Below are 17,055 nucleotides of genomic sequence, written 5' to 3'. Positions count from 1 at the left end.
GCGATCGGGTTCGTACCGCGGCCGGGTGGGGAGGGATGCGGGGCGGTGACAGCGCCTCACGGCGCGTCGCCGTCGCTACCGTCCCGGCCCCCGCGGGTGCGGTATACGTCCTGTGGGGCTTGCCCGATGCCGGCGAAGGGAGTGGTTGCCGTGGAACATACGGCCTGCTGTGTGGTGGGAGGCGGGCCCGCCGGGATGGTGCTGGCCCTGCTGCTGGCCCGGGCCGGGGTGGAGGTGACCGTCCTGGAGAAACACGGCGACTTCCTGCGCGACTTCCGCGGCGACACCGTGCACCCGTCCACCCTGTCGCTGCTGGACGACATCGGCCTCGCCGAACGGTTCGCCCGACTCCCGCAGCGGCGGGTGACCTCGGTGCAGCTGCCCATCGGGCCGGACCGGTCCCTCGTCACGGTCGGGAACATCGGGGCGCTGCACGGCAAGTACAACTACATCGCGATGGTTCCGCAGTGGGACCTGCTCGACCTGCTCGCCGACGAGGCCGGCAAGGAGCCGTCCTTCCGGCTGCGCATGGACACCGAGGCGACGTCCTTCCTGATGGAGCGGGGCCGGGTCGCGGGCGTGCGGTACCGCACCGCGGACGGCGCCGCCGGCGAGCTCAGGGCCACGCTGACCGTGGCCTGTGACGGCCGCGGATCCTTCGCCAGGGTCTTGCCCGAGCTCGGCCTGGAGAGCTTCCCGTGCCCGATGGACGCCTGGTGGTTCCGGCTGCCGCGCCACGAGGACGACCCCAGCGGCCTCGTGGGAGGCCTGGGCGAGCGGTTCTTCAGCGCGCTCATCGACCGCGGCGACTACTGGCAGATCGCGGGGCTCATCCCCAAGGGGACCGATGCCGAACGCCGCGCCGAGGGCGTGGACCGCTTCATGGCCCAGTTCACGCAGGCCGTCCCCTGGCTGGCCGACCGGGCGCACTCCGTCACCTCGTGGGACGAGGTCAAGCTGCTCGACGTACGGCTGGACCGGCTGCGCCGCTGGCACCGGCCGGGACTGCTGTGCATCGGCGACGCCGCCCATGCCATGTCGCCGGTCTTCGGCATCGGCATCAACCTCGCGGTGCAGGACGCGGTGGCTGCCGCCCGCTACCTCGTGGGCCCGTTGCGCGAGGGCGCCGTGGGGCTGCAGGACGTCCGCCGCGTACAGCGCCGCCGCATGCCCACGACCGTCGCGACCCAGCGCCTCCAACGTCTGGCGCACACCCAGGTCATCGAGCCGCTGCTGGACGGCCGCACCGCGTTCGGCCATCCCCAGCGGGCCAAACGGCTGACCGAGCTCGTCACCGACTCGCGGTGGCTGAACCGGGTGCCGGCTTACTTCATCGGGTACGGGGCGCTGCGCGAGCGGCCCCCGAAGGAATCGCTCCGCTGAAACGGCATCCCAGATACCGGTACATATACGCTCATTCTCCGTAGAGAGGACGATCCACTTCGGGAGGCAACATGAGCGAGCAGCCGGTTCTTCTGCCCTATGCCGACCCGGCCTTCGTCGCGGACCCGTTCCCGCTGTACCGGCAACTGCGCGAGGACGGCCCCGTGCGCCGCACCGTCATCGCGGGCGGCCTGGAGGCCTGGCTCGTCACCCGCTACGAAGACGGACTCGCGGCCCTGTCCGACTCCCGCCTCAGCAGCGACGTACGCGACGCCTCGGACACCCGCATCCTGCGCCAGCTGCCCGCAACGGAGCGCGAGTCGATGCTGAGCAACATGCTCCGCAGCGACCCGCCCGACCACACCCGCCTGCGCCGGCTGGTCTCCAAGGCGTTCACCGCCCACCGCGTGGCCGGGATGCGGCCGCGGATCCAGGCGATCACCGACCGGCTGCTGGACGCGGTCGTCCCGGCCGGCCACGCCGAGCTCGTCGCCGACTTCGCGCTGCCGCTCCCGGTCGCGGTGATCAGCGAACTGCTCGGGGTGCCGGTGGACGAGCGGCACGAATTCCAGCACTGGACGGACCGCCTGATCAGGCGGGGCCCGGAGCTGCCGGATCCCGCCGTGGTGAACGAGGCATGGCAGCACATGCGCGCGTACGTCACCGAGCTCATCCGGGACAAACGGGCACACCCCGGCGACGACCTGCTCAGCGCCCTCGTCACCGCCCGCGACGCGGAACAACAGCTGACCGAGGACGAGCTGGTCGCCATGGTGTTCCTGCTGCTGGCCGCCGGATACATCACCACGGTCAACCTGATCGGCGGCGGCATCGCCATGCTGCTCGCCCACCCCGGCCAGCTCGACCTGCTGCGCTCCGACCCGGAACTGCTGCCGGGCGCGATCGAGGAGTTCCTGCGCTACGACGGCCCGGTCAGCCCCGGCATCGCCCGGTTCGCGCGCGAGGACGTCGAGATCGCGGGCGTGACCATCCCGCGCGGCGCGACCGTGCTGATCGGCTCCGCCGTCGCCGACCGCGACCCGGCGCGGTTCCCGGACCCCGACCGGCTGGACATCACCCGGCAGGACAACGCCCACCTCGCGTTCGGGCACGGCATCCACTACTGCCTGGGCGCTCCACTGGCCCGGCTGGAGGGGCAGATCGCCATCGGTACCGCCCTGCGCCGGCTCCCCGGCCTCGCCCTCGCGGTGGCGCCGGACGAGATCCGCTGGCGCCCCGGCGGACTGCGCGGTCCCCAGAGCCTGCCGGTGACGTTCACCCCCGGCGGCCAGGACCGGTCCCGGGGAACGTAGTTCCGCGACGCGCCGACCCTCGACACCGAGACCGGCAGCGGGGCCGAGCGGGTCTACCGTTCCGCCGGGTGGACCGAGGCCGGCACCATCCCCGACTACGCCACCGACCCGGCCGGCCGTCTGCACCCCACCACCCTCTTCTACAAGCACCCTGAGCAGCCGAGGTGACCTCGCCCGCCGCGCTGCGTTAGACCCCGTAGCGCGGACCACCGAGCGAGGGAGACCGCATGTACGCCACACCCGCCTCCGCAGCACCGTCCCGCCGCACGTTCCTTCGTACGGCCTTCACCGCGGCGGTGCTCGCCGGCACTGCCGCGGCTTTGGCACCCGTACTGCGTGCCCGCCGCCCCCGGCAGACCCTCACCCCGGCGCCCCTCACCGAGGAGACGTACCGCGGCCGGCACATCGCCGTAGACCTCGCCGGGGTCCGCATCGACGGCCGCCCCCTGCACGTCATGCGCCGTGCCGACGGCAGCTACCTCAGCGGGATCAACCACTTCCAGTCCTTCGACACCCCGCTGGAACTGGCCCGCGCCGCCGTCGACGAACTCGGCACCAACCAGCTGGCGCTCGCAGCCCCGCACCACGGCTGACGGACGGACGGGACAGCGCAGGACGGAACGGGAGGAGCCCCGCATGTACACCCGGCAGAATCAGAAGAACCTGACCAGCGCCCAGAAGAAGCGGTTCACGGCGGCCGTGCTGGAGCTCAAGCGCAACGGCACGTACGACCAACTCGTGCGCACCCACGGCAAGTACTTCGTGCCCGACAAGGACAGCAAGCTCCGCGTCGGGCACATGTCCCCGTCCTTCTTCCCCTGGCACCGGCGCTACCTGCTCCAGTTCGAGCGGCTGCTCCAGGACGTCGACCCGGGCGTCTCGGTCCCGTACTGGGACTGGACCACGGACAGCAGCCCGGTCTCCTCCCTCTGGGCCGAGGACTTCCTCGGCGGCACCGGCCGCGAGAGCGACCGCCGGGTGATGACCGGCCCGTTCGCCTACGAGAAGGGGAACTGGGAGATCACCGTGGGCATCAGCGAGGCCCGCTTCCTCACCCGCAACCTCGGCCGGCCGCAGAACCCGATCGCCCTGCCCACCGCGGCAGAGCTCCAGTGGGCGCTCGACGACCCGACGTACGACACCTCGCCCTGGGACTCCACGGCGCAGGGCGGCGGCTTCCGCAACAAACTGGAGGGCTGGGCCGCGCCGAAGAGCGAGCGCTGGCGCAACCACAACAAGGTGCACCAGTGGATCGGCGGCCACATGACGGGCGGTACGGCCCCCAACGACCCGGTGTTCTGGCTGCACCACGCCTTCGTGGACCTGCTCTGGGACCGCTGGCAGCTGAAGCACTCGGTCTCCGGCTACCTGCCCGCGGCCCCGCTTGAACTGGGCGACCTCCAGCGCGGCCGGGTGATCTCCCTCGACGAGCCGATGCCGCCGTGGAACATCACGCCGCGCGACATGCTCAGCCACCAGGGCATCTACCGCTACGAATGAGAGGCCGGCCGTTCAGCCGGACGGCGGGGCGAAAGATGCTTCAGCCGGACGGCGGAACGGAAGAAGGGCCCCCGCCGTACGGCGGGGGCCCTCAGCCCTCGGTCCAACCGGTCAAGCCGGCCGACAGGCGCAGGCGGTCAGCCGCCGTAGCCCTCGGTGTGGTGCTTGTCGCCGCCCGACGCGTTGACGCAGGTGTTTCCGAACGCCGGGTTCAGCAGGGCGATCACGTTCACGGTGTTGCCGCAGACGTTGACCGGGACGTGGACCGGAACCTGGAGCAGGTTGCCCGACAGGACACCGGGGGAGCCGACCGCCGCACCGTGCGCTCCGGCATCGGCGACGGCCAGACCGGCACCGGCGGCCAGGGCGCTACCGGCAACAGCGGTGACGGCGACTGCCTTCGCGATACGCGACATCAAGATCTCCTCGTGAGATTGGGGTGCCACAGCGGAGCTGCGGTATTTGACATGGCATACAACGCAGCGGGAGCCCAGCGGTCACGGCCGCTGGGCCTTACTGATGAAGGAAAATCGCACGGAGGCGAAGAACGGCTCGATCTGGCCGCCGGCACCCGGCTGCAGGACCGCCACGACGTCACCCGTGCAGCCCTGCCCGCGGTAGAGGGTCGCGGTGCTGCCCGTCGCGTTGGTGACGGCCTTCTGACCGCCGCCCTTGGCCCCGACGCAGCCCTGCGGGTCGGTCAGCCCGTGGACCCTGTCGTCCTGGCCGACGTACTGGAAGCCGGGCCCGGCGGCCTGCGCCGCGCCCGCGGCCACGATCAGGAGCAGGGGGACCGCGCCGGCCCGGGCCAAGCCGCGGACGCCGGGGTGGATACGCATGGATCGCATGCCCGGTCCAACCCGGCCCGCCCCCGGCCGGGTCACGCCTTGTCACCCGTCGCAGGCCTGTGCGACCGTGCCCGGGGGACGCGGAACAGCGGATTCACCGGATTCACCGGATTCACGAGATTCACCGGGATTCACGGGATTCACCGGAGTCGGCGGAGGAGCGGAAACGATGAGCACAGCGGGCGGCAGCGGCCGGCCCCGGGTCAGGACCGGGTACGGCATGGTCGAGGGCCGGAGCGGGCCGGACGGCATCGCCGCCTTCCGGGGCATCCCGTACGCCGCCCCGCCCGTCGGCGCCCTCCGCTTCGCCGCGCCCGCACCCCCGGCCGCCTGGGACGGCGTACGCGACGCCGGCGCCTTCGGGCCCACCGCGCCCAAGGTGCCCTACCCGCCGAAGTTCGCCGCGCTGCTGCCCGACCCGGAGGTCCCCGGGGACGACTGCCTGAACCTCAACGTGTGGACCCCGGCCCCGGCCCCCGGAGCCCGGCTGCCGGTCATGGTGTGGCTGCACGGCGGGGCGCTCACCCGCGGCTCCTCGGCCGTCCCCGTCTACGACGGCTCCGCCTTCGCCCGCGACGGGGTGGTGCTCGTCTCCGTCAACTACCGCCTCGGCGTCCTCGGCTACGGGCTCTTCCCCGACGCCCCCGCCAACCGCGGCCTGCTCGACCAGATCGCCGCCCTGACCTGGGTGCGGGAGAACATCGAGGCCTTCGGCGGGGACCCCGGCCGCGTCACCGTCTTCGGCGAGTCCGCCGGAGCCATCAGCGTCGGCGCCCTGCTCGGCGCCCCGCGTGCCGCCGGGCTCTTCGCGCAGGCCGCCCTGCAGAGCGGCGCCCCCGAGGTGCTGCCCCGTGAGAAGGTGCGCGCCATGGTCCGGCGGATGGCCTCCCTCCTGAAGGTGCCCGCGACCGCGGAGGCCTTCGCCGCCACCGCCCTGCCCGACCTGCTCGCCGCGCAGGGCGCCGTGCTGCGCCGCTCCGGCCCGCTGGTCGCAGGCCCCGCGTTCGGCCTGGTCACCGACCCGGACACGCTCCCCGGCGACCCGCTCGAGGCCGCGGCGGCGACGTAGGTACCGCTGCTGCTGGGCTGGACCACCGAGGAGTACCGGCTCTGGCTCGCCCCCACCGGCGCGCTCCGGCTGATGGACCGGTTCGGTCCGCTCACCGTGGCCCTGGCCCGCGCCCGCAGCGGCAAGGACCGGGCCGCCGTACGGGCGCTGCGCGCCGCACTGCCCGGGGCGGGCCCGGCCGAGCTCGCGGGCCAGTTGCTGACCGACCGGCTGCTGCGCGACCCGCTGCGCCGGCTCGCCGGGGCGCGGCGGACCGCCTCGAGCTTCCTGTACGAGTTCGGCTGGTCGTCCGGCGTTCCGGGGCTCGGTTCCTGCCACGCGCTGGAGCTGGGCTTCGTGTTCGACACGCTCGACGTGCCGGAGGCCTCCTGGCTGGCCGGGCCGGACGCCCCGCAGGAGCTGGCCGACCGGATGCACGCGGCCTGGGTGCGCTTCGCCGTGACCGGGAACCCGGGCTGGGCGCCCTGGGACGGCAACGGCCCGCCGATGGTGTTCGGCGGGCCGCAGCGCGTGGAGTCGGTCGAACCGGCGGTTACTCCACCGGTCCTTCCATGACCTTGCTGATGAACTGGATCGGACCCTCGCCCATGTTCGGTACGTAGGTCTTGGCGTTGTGCTGGCCGCCGGGGATGACCCTCAGGCTGGTGTGGATCGGCCCCTTGCCGTACGTCGCGACGAACTTCTGCACATCGGGCAACGTCTTCTTGTTGTTCTCGTTGTCGCCGACCTGGAAGGCGAGGTAGACGTCCGGAGCGCCCTTCTTGTCGATCATGGCCTTCGCCAGCAACTCCGGGTTGTTCTCGGCCTTCTCCTTCTCGTGGCCCTTCCACAGCGAGGAGTCGGGCACGATGTCCGGGCCGGAGCAGATCGCGGCCTTGAACTTGTCCGGGTGCTTGAGCACGGCCTTCAGGCTCGCGAAGCCGCCGGTGGAGGAGCCCATGTAGGCCCAGCCGTCACGGGACTTGACGGTGCGGAAGTTCGCCTTGATCAGGTCCGGGACGTCCTCGGTCAGCCAGGTTCCCATCTTGGGCTGGTCGGGGATGTCGGAGCCGTCCCAGTAGATGCCCTTGTCGTCCGGGCCCGGGTTCAGCACCGGCATGGCGAGGATGAACGGCTTGCTCTTGCCCTCGGCGTACCACTTGCTGATGCTGGTCTGGAGCCCCAGGTCGGTGCCCATCCAGTAGTTGTTCGGGTAGCCGGCGCCGCCGGGCAGGGCGATCATGACCGGGAAGCCGCTCTTGGCGAACTTCGGGTCGTTGTACTCCTTGGGCGCCCAGACCCACACCTTGCCCTTGAAGCCCGACTTCTTGCCGTCCAGCGTGGTGACGGCCACGTGCGTGCCGTCGGCCAGGGTCATCGAGTTCTTGAACTCGGACTTCGGCCCGGTGGGCATCAGGGCCTTGGAGTTGGCCGCCTGCTTCGCAGTGCCGTCGGCGCCGCCCGCCTGACCGCCGCCCGCGGCCGGCTGGCCGAAGGAGATGTCCTTGCCCTTGTCGGTGAAGGGGGGTATCTCGAAGTGGTACATCACCCCGGCGGCTATGCCGGCGAGCGCGAGGACGGAGACACCCGCGATCAGCCAGCGCCTGCCCCGGCGCGGCCGGCGCCGGTCGTCCTCGGGGCCCTCCGGCCCGCCGTAAGGCGGCTGCGGTGGCCCGTACGGGGGCTCGTGGTGCTGTTGGGGTTCGTACGGCTGCGCGTACGAAGTGCCGTAGGGCTGCTGCTGGTACTGCCCTTCCGACCGGTACGGCTGGTGCTGTCCGTCGGGTGAGTACGACATGTGCGGTTGCTCTCCGGCTGGTGCTGCCCCGTCGGGGGGTGGTCTCTTCTGTTCGAAGGATGAGCCTACGTGCTCCGTGGTTCCCCTTTTTCCCTGCTCTTGGGTTGACCGAGGGCTGGGCGTTGCCTAACACCCGCCAGGCCACCGGAGTTCCCGGTCTGTTCGCCGCACGTCCCTGGCCCATGCACATGCCTCTGGGTATGGTGCGTCCGCGCCGCCCCCAGAACCCCCCTGCCCGGAGGTATTTTCCGTGTTTGGCATGACCTCGTCACGGTCCCGCCGCAAGACCGCCCTCGCCACCGCCTTCGGCCTCACCGCCGCCGGTACGGCCCTGTGGGCCGGCATCGGCTCCGCCCAGCCCGCGCACGCGGCCGGCCTGCCGGCCCCCGACCACGTCGTCGTCGTGGTCTTCGAGAACCACGCCTACAACCAGGTCATCGGCAGCTCCAGCGCCCCGTACATCAACTCCCTCAAGAGCGGGGGCGCCAACCTCACGCAGTCGTTCGGCATCACCCACCCCAGCCAGCCCAACTACCTCCAGCTGTTCTCCGGCTCGAACCAGGGCGTCACCGGCGACAGCTGCTACACGCCGGGCTTCAGCTCCGCGCCCAACCTGGCCTCCGAGCTGCTGGCCGCCGGCAAGACCTGGGCCAGCTACAACGAGACCCTCCCCAGCCAGGGCTCCACCACGTGCAGCAGCGGCAAGTACGCCCGCAAGCACAACCCCTGGTTCGCCTTCTCCAACGTGCCCACCAGCACCGCGAAGACCATGACCCAGTTCCCGACGGACTACACCACCCTCCCCAAGGTGTCCTTCGTCGTCCCGAACCTGTGCAACGACATGCACGACTGCTCCGTCGGCACCGGCGACACCTGGCTCAAGAACAACCTCAAGGCCTACGCCGACTGGGCCAAGACCCACAACAGCCTGCTCGTCGTCACCTTCGACGAGGACAACCGGCTCGCCGGCAACAAGATCCCGACCGTCCTCTACGGCCAGCCCGTCACCCCCGGCAGCACGTCGGGCACCACGTACAACCACTACGACGTGCTGCGCACCCTGGAGGGCCTGGCCGGCCTGACCACCCACGCCGGGAACGCGGCCACCGCCAAGGACATCACGGGTATCTGGGCCTCCTGACCATGTACGTTGCGGACAGTCGCGGTACTCCCGCGCCCGCCGTGACCCCCGAGCCGCAGGCCGTCGCCCCGGGCACCAGCCCGGGGCGGCGCGCCGCGCTCGCCCCCACGGTGCTCGCCCTCGGCACGGTCAGCCTGATCACCGACGTCTCCTCCGAGATGGTCACTGCCGTGCTCCCCCTCTACCTCGTCGCCGGCCTCGGCCTCTCCCCACTCGGCTTCGGGCTGCTCGACGGGCTCTACAACGGCATCAGCGCGCTGGTCCGGCTCACCGGAGGCCACCTCGGCGACCGCTTCGGCCGCCACAAGGCCCTCGCCGGCCTCGGCTACGGCCTCTCGGCCCTGTGCAAACCGCTGCTCCTGCTCGCGCACACCCTGCCCGCGATCGGCGCGGTGCTCGCCCTCGACCGCACCGGCAAGGGCCTGCGCACCGCCCCGCGCGACGCGCTGATCTCCCTCTCCGCCGCCCCCGAGGACCGCGGCCGGGCCTTCGGGGTCCACCGGGCCATGGACACCGCCGGCGCCCTGATCGGGCCGATCCTCGCCTTCCTGATCCTGCGCGGCGCAGCCGACGGCTACGACGCCGTCTTCACGGTCAGCGCCTGCGTCGCCGCCCTCGGCGTGCTCGTGCTCGTCCTCTTCGTCCCGGGCCGCCGCACCGCACCAGCGCCCGGCGCGGAGCCCGTCTCGCTGCGCGCCGCCCTCGGGCTGCTGGGCCGCCGGGACCTGCGCCGGATCAGCCTGTGCGCGCTGCTGCTCGGGCTGTGCACCGTCAGCGACGCCTTCGTCTTCCTGCTGCTCCAGCGCGCCACCGGGATCGCCGACCGCTGGTTCGCGCTGCTGCCGCTGGGTACCGCCGCCGCGTTCTTCCTGCTCGCGCTGCCGCTCGGCCGGCTCGCCGACCGGATCGGCCGCTGGCGCGTCTTCCTCGGCGGCCACCTCGCGCTGCTCCTCGCGTACGGCCTCCTGCTCACCGGTGGGGCGGGCCACGCCCATGACACGGCCCTCCCGTACGCCGTGCTCCTGCTGCACGGCGGCTTCTACGCGGCCACCGACGGCGTCCTGATGGCCGCGGCCGCCGGAGCCGTGCCCGAGGAGCACCGCGGCGGCGGCCTCGCCCTCGTCCAGACCGGCCAGGCCCTCGCCCGCTTCGCCGCCTCGCTGGGCTTCGGCGCCGCCTGGACCGTCTGGGGCGCCCGCCCCGCCCTCGCGGTCGCCGCCGTGCTGCTGGCCGCTGCGGCCGGCGTATGCGCTCTGCTGCGCCCCGCGGATGCGATGGCCGCCGAGTCCGCCGCCGGGGCGCGCGCCGGCTGAGTGCGCTCGGCCGCCCCCGAATTCCCCCACATCCCCGAAAGGCCCCCATGACCCTCCAACGCCGGATCCTGATCCTCGTCTCCGCCGTCGTACTGCTCGCCGCGGTGGGGGTGCTCGCCGTCGTACGGGCCTCCTCCCGGGCCGAGGAGAAGAACCAGACCCAGGCGGGCGGCCCGCAGATCAGCCGCGGCGAGGTGTCGCTGGCCCCGGACGGGGCCGAGCGGCGGATCGTGTTCCGGAACATGGCGTGGGGCCCGCACCGCGACGAGCTCGCCACCGTCCCCGCCACCGCACCCCAGGGCCCGCGTACCGCCTCCGGCGTGAGCTGCCTGCGTTTCCACTCGGCGGCCGGCACCGGGATCTGCCTCCAGGCCGACAAGGGCGGGGTCCAGGAGAGCTACCGGGCCGTCGTCCTCGACGCCCGCCTCAAGGAGATCTCCGCACACCCGCTGGCCGGGATCCCCACCCGCGCCCGGGTCTCGCCCGGCGGACACCTCGTCGCCTGGACGGTCTTCGTCGGAGGGGACTCGTACGCCGGGACGAACTTCTCCACCCGCACCTCGCTGCTCGACCTGCGCACGGGCAAGCTCGACGCCTCGCTGGAGGACTTCGCGATCCGCAAGGACGGCAAGGCGTACCGCAACGCCGACGTCAACTTCTGGGGCGTGACCTTCGCCGCCGACGAGCGGACCTTCTACGCGACGCTCGCCACCGGCGGCCAGACCCACCTGGTCCGCGGCGACCTGGCCGAACGCACCGTGACGACGCTGCGCGAGAACCTGGAATGCCCGTCGCTGTCGCCCGACGGCACCCGGCTGGTGTTCAAGAAGCGGGTGCCCGGCCTGTCGCCCGACGCCCCGTGGCGGCTGTACGCCCTGGACCTGGCCTCGATGCAGGAGACCCCGCTCGCGGAGGAGCGCAGCGTGGACGACCAGGTGGTGTGGACGGACGACAAGACGGTCGTCTACTCCCTGCCCGGCGACTTCGGCGCCGACCTGTACGCCGTACCGGCCGACGGCAGCGGCGCTGCCACCCCGCTGATGGCCTCGGCCCTCGCCCCGGCCTTCCTCGGCTGACGCCGTAAGGAAGGGCCGGGGCGGGGGCCGCTGCAGGGACCCCTGCGCCGATGTACAGGACCGTTACGCCGAATGCAGGACCGTTACGCCGGGATCAGCGTCTTGCGTCGCCGCTTGCGCTGAGCTCCCGCGGACAGCCTCAGCTCGATGATCGACCGCACGGCCGGCCACTCCTCGTCGAGGATCGAGTAGAAGGCGGTACTGCGCACGGCACCGTCGAGTCCCCGCGAATGGGCCCGGCGGACCCCCTCGCAGGTGAACCCGAGCCGCTCCATCGCCGCGCGCGAGCGCCCGTTGCGGGCGTCGGCGCGCAGCGAGATGCGGCGGACGCCCCAGGTCTCGAAGGCGTGGCGGAGCATGAGCAGCTTGGCCTCGGTGTTGATGCCCGTCCCCTGGGCGCCCGGGGACAGCCAGGTATTGCCGATCTCGGCGGCATCGGGGATCGCCGTCGCCGGATCACCGAACGGGACGCCCGGCACCGCGGGCCACACCAGGGGTCCCTGCCAATAGTCGAGTTCCAGGAACCGGGTCGAACCGACGACCCGGCCGTCGGTGGCTCTGACCACCGCGAAGGGGAGCGATCGACCCGCCGCCTGATCTGCGAGGGCGCGGTCGATGTACTCGTGGGACGCCTGCACCCCATGGGGTACGGGGGTGAAGGCGTAAGTCGTACGATCCTCGGCCCCGGCCATGGCCAAGGCCTCGGTGTGGTGGGGGGCGAGGGGCTCGAGCCGCACGGTGCGGCCGGCGAGGAGTACGGGTACGGGCACGGAGCCTTCGGTCCTTCTGGGCGGTGGGGTGGTTGCACAGTGTGCGCTCCTGACGTCGCCCCCCGTGCAAAACACGAGTGAAAGGCAACGGGCTGTCAGGTGAACGCGAGTGGCTCAATGTAGCCCCTAAATCTCCTCTCATGAACCCCCAAATTGGCAACGTCGCGGCCATCTTTTTCGATGGCTTTGGTCCCCGGCCCGGAGCACCCGTAATCCTGATCCGCGGACATCCGTTCCACCACACGGCGAGGGCCCCCCGGACGGCGGTCCCGACGGCCTCCGGATGCCTTACAAACAACCTCTGACCTGCGAGGATGTGAGGATGCCGGGACGTGCCCGCCAAAGGCCCCGACCGTCGGCCGGGCGGATGATCTCGGGCCCCTCGCCGACCGCCGGGACATCGAACGGACGGCCGTCGGTGATGTGTCCGCGGGCGGGTGCCGGGGCCGTGCGGGGCAGTGCCTGGGGGCATACGTGAAGTGGCCCGGCGGATAGGGGTCGGATTGGATCGATCTGTTGGGCCATCTGGCTGGTCCGGCGGTCGGGTGACGATAAGGCCGTCGGAGACGGCGCCTACTACGTGTGGTCGGCCCGCTACTCCACCAGGGTGGTCGGTCTCCCGCCCGCCCGCCCTCCAGCCCGCCCGGATCGGCCTCGGGCTGACGCTCGCGTGGGCGATCGGCTCGGTCGCGGGCGTTCCGCTGCCGGGGCGGTTCACCGGGGGACCGAGCCCGCGGGGGCCGTCGTAGGGGCGCAGCAGCCGCAGGCGGCGGCGGTCCGGCCGGGGGCGGTCGTCAACTTCGGGGGCGCGGGTAATCCTTGGCTTCATCGCGTCGGGCCGCGCCTTCGCTCCGGTCGCCCGCGGCCTCTTCCGCTGGGCGTTCGCGACGTCCGGCCCGGCGACTGCGGGCCGGGAGCGCGCGCAGCACTCGGCCGCCGGCGCCCGATCCCGCCGCCTGCCCCTTACCGTCCCAACACACCGTTGCCGCAGAGAGCTTCACGGAAAGACGAGACACCCCCCACCATGTCCGGATCCCGCATCACCTTCCTCGAGGGCCAGGCCGGCCAGGGCGCCGCCCTCGCCCGGATCGCCGACCGCGTCCGCAGCCAGCTGGCCTCCCCGGAGCGCGCCGCGCTGCGCGCCGCCCGGCGCCCCCTGTTCACCGGCATCGGCGCCTCGTACGCCGCCCTCGCCGTCCCCGTACAGCAGTTGCGGAAGGCCGGGGTCGTCACCCAGCGCGTCCTGTCCAGCGAGATCGAGACCGGCACCGCCGGCTTCGACACCGACTGCCTGATCGCCGTCTCCCAGGGCGGCCGCAGCCGCGAGACCATCGCCGCCTGCCGGTCCGCCGCCGCCCCCGGCATCACGAGGACCGCGCTGCTCAACGTCTTACCGTCGCGGCTCGGCGAGCTCGCCGACCTCACCGTGGGCCTCGGCAACGAGCCCGACTCGCACGCCTCGACCATCGGCTACACCGGCACGGTCGTCGCCCTCGACCTGATCGCCGGGGCCATCGCGGGCCGCACGCAGGACCCCTGGGACGACATCGCCGAGCAGACCGCCGCAGTCCACCGGCGGGCCGCCGAGGTGGTCGCGGGCCTGCGCGAGCGCGGCGCCCGCTGCATCGCCTCCGACGCGGTGGCGGCCGGGGCCTCGTGCGCCTCGGCAGAGGAGGGTGCGCTGCTGCTGCGCGAGGTGGTCCGGATGACCGCGGCCGCCTCGGCGACCCGCAACTACCTGCACGGGGAGATGGAGTCGGCGGGCAACACCCTCCACCTCGTCTTCGGCGACGGCCGCGAGATCGAGCTGGCCCGCTCGCTGGCCGGCAGCGGGCACCTCACGCTGCTGCTGACGACGGCCCGGGTCGAGCCGGCGGACAGCCTGTCGGTGATCCGCCTGCCCGAGGTCCCGGACGCAGTGCGCGTGGTGCTGGAGACGGTGGTCCTGCAGGAGCTGGTGGCCCGGCTCAGTGCCGAACGGGGCGTACCGATCGAGTCGTTCGTCTTCGCCCACGACGACACGAAGTGGCCCGACCCCAGGGCTGCTGCGGGGAACGCCCGGCCTCCGGCGCCGGTCGCCCCGTGCAGGCCGTGAGCCGCCGGACCGTAGCCACCTGAGATCATCCGTGCATGGACTTCGTGACGGAACTGGCCCGCTTTGCGGCCACGGGGAGGCTCGGTGCCTTCCACGTCGGCGCGCACCTGCACGACCTGGTCGCCGCGCACGGCGAGCCGGACTGCTCGTGGCCGGTGTACAAGGGGCGGCGGTGGCCGCACTGGTTCCATCACGGGAGCCTGGAGAACGTGTACTGCCGGTGCCGTCAGCTGCGCTCGATGAGCGTGGACACCTGGCGTGACGCGCTGGAGATCCCGGGCCCCGGCGAGGGGGAGTCGTACCGCGGACCGGTGTCCGTCACCGAGTCGCGGCTCACCGCGGCGCTCGCCGACGCCGGGGTCGCCTGGCGCACCGAGTGGTCCGAGCGGCTGCCCGAGCAGCGGACCCTCTACGCGGAGCCCGTGCCGCAGACCATGGTGGGCTTCGTCTTCGTGGCCCGCTGCTGTGACACGGAACCGATCGCGGAGGACTGGCTGCTGCACACGGTCTCCTCGTACGACCTGGACCACCGGGAGTGCCCGGGGGCCGACCCTGCTCTGCCCGACGACGGATACGGAGCCTGAGGTGGAGGACGTACTGCGCCGGCTGGCCGCCGTCGGGCCCTTCTTCGCCGTGCCGTACGGGAAGGAGCCGCCCGGGGACGGTTTCCGGCCGCTCGGCGAGCTCTACGGGGCACAACTCGAGCCGTACGTCGCCGAGGTGGGGCGGCGGATCCGGAGCGGGCCCGGCCGGGTCGCGGCGTCGACCGCGCAGTTCGGGATCGCCTCGCGGCTGTGGTCGCTGGGCCTGGGCTGCGCCGCGCTGGCCGGGCGGATCCCGGACCTGGGAGCCGAGCGGGTGTGGTGGCGGCTCCCCGCGGCGGGGTCGCTGGAGCTGTGGCTGCCCGAGCCCGCTGCGGGAGCGCTGCCGGCCGGGGCGCTCGGGGAGAGCGTGCTCGGCAACCTGGGTGCCCTGGACGCGCGCCTGCGGGAGCGGTACGGGGTGTCGCCCAAGGTGCTGCGCGGGAACGCCGCGTCGGGACTGGTCGGGGCGCTGCGGGTGCTGATCGACCGGGTCCCGGGCGGCCCGGCGGTGTCCTTGGCCGCGGAGCTGCTGGCCGAGGGCGGGGCGCTCGGCGGGACGGGCACCTTCATCCACGAAGAGGGGCTCGGGGTGGCCTTCGTACGGCGCAGCTGCTGCCTCTACTACCAGGTGCCCGGCGGCGGACTCTGCGGGGACTGCGTGCTGCGGACCAGGTAGCCCGGACAGGGCCGTTCGGAGCAGCCGCGGGTGTGGCGGGCGCCGGTCCGGCGGGGCCGCCTCCTACGGTCCCTGCCATGACGCAAGCTCGCACACCGCAGCCGCAGCCCCGGTCGGAGCCCCCCTCGGTGCTGTCCCGGCGCGCCGCCCTGACCGGACTCGCCGCAGGCGCCGGAGCCCTCGCCGTCGGCGGGACCGCCGGCTGTGCGGGGGCCACGCCCCGGGCAGCTGCGGCAGCCCCGGATCCCTCGCCGGGAGCCATGAAGCTGTTCGACGACCCCGGGTACAACTTCGCCGGGCTCCTCGCGCTCGGCGCGGCCGGCATGCGCGCCTCCGAGGTGGGCGAGGTGCTCACCGCCGTCAACGCCATCAACACCGCCGGGCTGTCCGCGCAGACCTTCACCGACACCTTCCGCGCCTGGGGCGACCGGCTCGCCGCACCCCCGGCGGCCGGCCGGCACGGCGGAGAAACCCCCTCGCAGACCCGCCGGTTCCGCTCGCTCCGGGCCGCGCAGTACTACGCCCAGGCCCTGTTCTACGTCCTCGGCACCCGCAGCCCCGGCGACGAGAAGGCGGTCTACCTGGCGGGCCGAGGGGCCTGGGACACCTTCACCCGGCTCTGCTCCCCGGCCGCCGTCCGCGCGCAGGTCCCGTACGCGAAGACCCGCCTGCCGGTGTGGTTCTTCCGGCCCGACGGCGGGGACGAGCCCCGTCCGACCGTCATCCTCACCAACGGCAGCGACGGGCAGAACCTGGACATGTGGACCTACGGCGTCGCGGCCGCCCTCGGGCGGGGCTGGAACGCCCTCGTCTACGATGGCCCGGGCCAGGGCCAGCTGCTGTTCGTCGAGGAGATCCCGTTCACCACCCGGTGGGAGCAGGTGGTGGCCCCGCTCGTCGACTGGCTCGACGCCCGCAAGGACGTGGACAGCAGCCGGATCGCGATCACCGGCCTCAGCATGGGCGGCAATCTCGTCGCCCGCGCCGCGGCCTTCGAACGCCGGCTCGCGGCCGTGGTGTGCATGCCCGGAGTGCCGAACCCCTGGCTCGGCTTCGACAAGGAGATCCGCGACATCGTCACCGCCGACAAGGCGGAGACCAACCGCGTCTGGAACGAGGACGTCGTCCCCGAACTCACCCCGGAACTCGCCACCACGGTCAAGAAGCGCTTCGAGATCTTCTCGCGGGAGGCACTGCGCGAGGCCCGCGCCGGCCGGGTGTTCAAGGACCTCTGGACCCCGGCCCAGGTCGCCATCGGGCTGGACATCACAAAAGTCGTACCGCAGATCAAGGCGCCGACGCTGGTCCTCGACTACGACTTCGAGCAGTTCTACCCCGGCCAGCCCCGGCAGATGTACGACCTGCTGCGCTCGAAGCGCGAGTACGTGAAACTGACGGAGGCCACCGGAGCGCAGTTGCACTGCTCCCCGATGGCCCCGCAGCAGCACTGCGACGTCGTCTTCGACTGGCTCGCCGACGTCCTGCAGCGTTAGGGGGTGTCCGGTGGATC

General features: G+C 72.5%; 15 protein-coding genes and 1 pseudogene. 12 read left to right on the top strand and 4 right to left on the bottom strand.

The features are described from left to right. The first annotated feature begins 150 nt into the window (after positions 1 to 150). The 4 genes from OHT74_RS05140 to OHT74_RS05120 all read left to right on the top strand — a co-directional run bounded on the left by OHT74_RS05140 (position 151) and on the right by OHT74_RS05120 (position 4,196). Entirely contained in the window at positions 151 to 1,383 is a 1,233-nt protein-coding gene (locus OHT74_RS05140; RefSeq protein WP_266661068.1) for an FAD-dependent oxidoreductase, read from the top strand. Between the two features lie 71 nt (positions 1,384 to 1,454). Continuing rightward, a complete protein-coding gene (locus OHT74_RS05135) occupies positions 1,455 to 2,696 on the top strand; it encodes a cytochrome P450 family protein (protein WP_266661066.1) in 1,242 nt (413 codons plus the stop codon). Between the two features lie 227 nt (positions 2,697 to 2,923). Next, positions 2,924 to 3,289, top strand: coding sequence for a tyrosinase family oxidase copper chaperone (locus OHT74_RS05125; RefSeq protein ID WP_266661064.1), 366 nt, complete (start codon positions 2,924 to 2,926; stop codon positions 3,287 to 3,289). A gap of 43 nt (positions 3,290 to 3,332) precedes the next feature. After that, the gene (locus tag OHT74_RS05120) at positions 3,333 to 4,196 is read left to right on the top strand and encodes a tyrosinase family protein (protein ID WP_328619499.1); all 864 of its coding nucleotides are present in this window, start codon (positions 3,333 to 3,335) and stop codon (positions 4,194 to 4,196) included. A 137-nt stretch (positions 4,197 to 4,333) separates the two neighbouring features. Here the strand turns inward: OHT74_RS05120 and OHT74_RS05115 are convergent, their stop codons facing one another. Next, on the bottom strand, positions 4,334 to 4,612 hold the full coding sequence (locus tag OHT74_RS05115) for a chaplin (protein ID WP_266661060.1): 279 nt from the start codon (positions 4,610 to 4,612) through the stop codon (positions 4,334 to 4,336). 81 nt (positions 4,613 to 4,693) lie between these two features. Next, positions 4,694 to 5,035 (bottom strand): hypothetical protein, encoded by a 342-nt coding sequence (locus OHT74_RS05110; RefSeq protein WP_328619498.1) that lies wholly within the window; start codon positions 5,033 to 5,035, stop codon positions 4,694 to 4,696. A 178-nt stretch (positions 5,036 to 5,213) separates the two neighbouring features. On the opposite strand from OHT74_RS05110, the pseudogene OHT74_RS05105 reads away from it, so the two are divergent. Further along, positions 5,214 to 6,668, top strand: a pseudogene (locus tag OHT74_RS05105) (carboxylesterase/lipase family protein). Here the strand turns inward: OHT74_RS05105 and OHT74_RS05100 are convergent. Beyond that, positions 6,646 to 7,890, bottom strand: coding sequence for an alpha/beta hydrolase (locus OHT74_RS05100; protein WP_328619497.1), 1,245 nt, complete (start codon positions 7,888 to 7,890; stop codon positions 6,646 to 6,648). The pseudogene OHT74_RS05105 and the gene OHT74_RS05100 overlap by 23 nt on opposite strands. A gap of 259 nt (positions 7,891 to 8,149) precedes the next feature. Between OHT74_RS05100 and OHT74_RS05095 the strand changes: the two genes are divergently transcribed. Genes OHT74_RS05095 through OHT74_RS05085 form a run of 3 tightly spaced genes read left to right on the top strand, consistent with a single transcriptional unit; the run spans position 8,150 to position 11,420 of the window. Continuing rightward, positions 8,150 to 9,031, top strand: a complete 882-nt coding sequence (locus OHT74_RS05095; protein WP_328619496.1) for an alkaline phosphatase family protein — start codon at positions 8,150 to 8,152, stop codon at positions 9,029 to 9,031. A 2-nt stretch (positions 9,032 to 9,033) separates the two neighbouring features. Then, positions 9,034 to 10,344: an MFS transporter gene (locus OHT74_RS05090; RefSeq protein ID WP_328619495.1), complete on the top strand. Its 1,311-nt coding sequence runs from the start codon at positions 9,034 to 9,036 to the stop codon at positions 10,342 to 10,344. A 47-nt stretch (positions 10,345 to 10,391) separates the two neighbouring features. Next, positions 10,392 to 11,420 carry a TolB family protein gene (locus OHT74_RS05085; RefSeq protein ID WP_328619494.1) on the top strand — a complete coding sequence of 343 codons (1,029 nt, stop codon included), beginning with the start codon at positions 10,392 to 10,394 and terminating at the stop codon, positions 11,418 to 11,420. An 83-nt stretch (positions 11,421 to 11,503) separates the two neighbouring features. On the opposite strand, the gene OHT74_RS05080 is transcribed toward OHT74_RS05085, so the two are convergent. After that, entirely contained in the window at positions 11,504 to 12,190 is a 687-nt protein-coding gene (locus OHT74_RS05080; protein WP_266661044.1) for a GNAT family N-acetyltransferase, read from the bottom strand. A gap of 1,024 nt (positions 12,191 to 13,214) precedes the next feature. Between OHT74_RS05080 and OHT74_RS05075 the strand changes: the two genes are divergently transcribed. The 4 genes from OHT74_RS05075 (at position 13,215) to OHT74_RS05060 (ending at position 17,038) form a co-directional block, all read left to right on the top strand. Beyond that, a complete protein-coding gene (locus tag OHT74_RS05075; protein ID WP_328619493.1) occupies positions 13,215 to 14,285 on the top strand; it encodes an SIS domain-containing protein in 1,071 nt (356 codons plus the stop codon). A gap of 35 nt (positions 14,286 to 14,320) precedes the next feature. Further along, positions 14,321 to 14,869: a hypothetical protein gene (locus OHT74_RS05070; protein WP_328619492.1), complete on the top strand. Its 549-nt coding sequence runs from the start codon at positions 14,321 to 14,323 to the stop codon at positions 14,867 to 14,869. Between the two features lies 1 nt (position 14,870). Further along, positions 14,871 to 15,545, top strand: coding sequence for a (2Fe-2S)-binding protein (locus tag OHT74_RS05065; RefSeq protein ID WP_266661038.1), 675 nt, complete (start codon positions 14,871 to 14,873; stop codon positions 15,543 to 15,545). A 77-nt stretch (positions 15,546 to 15,622) separates the two neighbouring features. Continuing rightward, positions 15,623 to 17,038 (top strand): alpha/beta hydrolase family protein, encoded by a 1,416-nt coding sequence (locus OHT74_RS05060; RefSeq protein ID WP_328619491.1) that lies wholly within the window; start codon positions 15,623 to 15,625, stop codon positions 17,036 to 17,038. Positions 17,039 to 17,055: the final 17 nt, after the last annotated feature.

It is taken from the genome of Streptomyces sp. NBC_00354 (assembly GCF_036106915.1).
GTDB lineage: Bacteria > Actinomycetota > Actinomycetes > Streptomycetales > Streptomycetaceae > Streptomyces.
The sequence above is the reverse complement of the archived record's forward strand: the minus strand, read 5'-3'. Positions and strand labels throughout refer to the sequence as shown.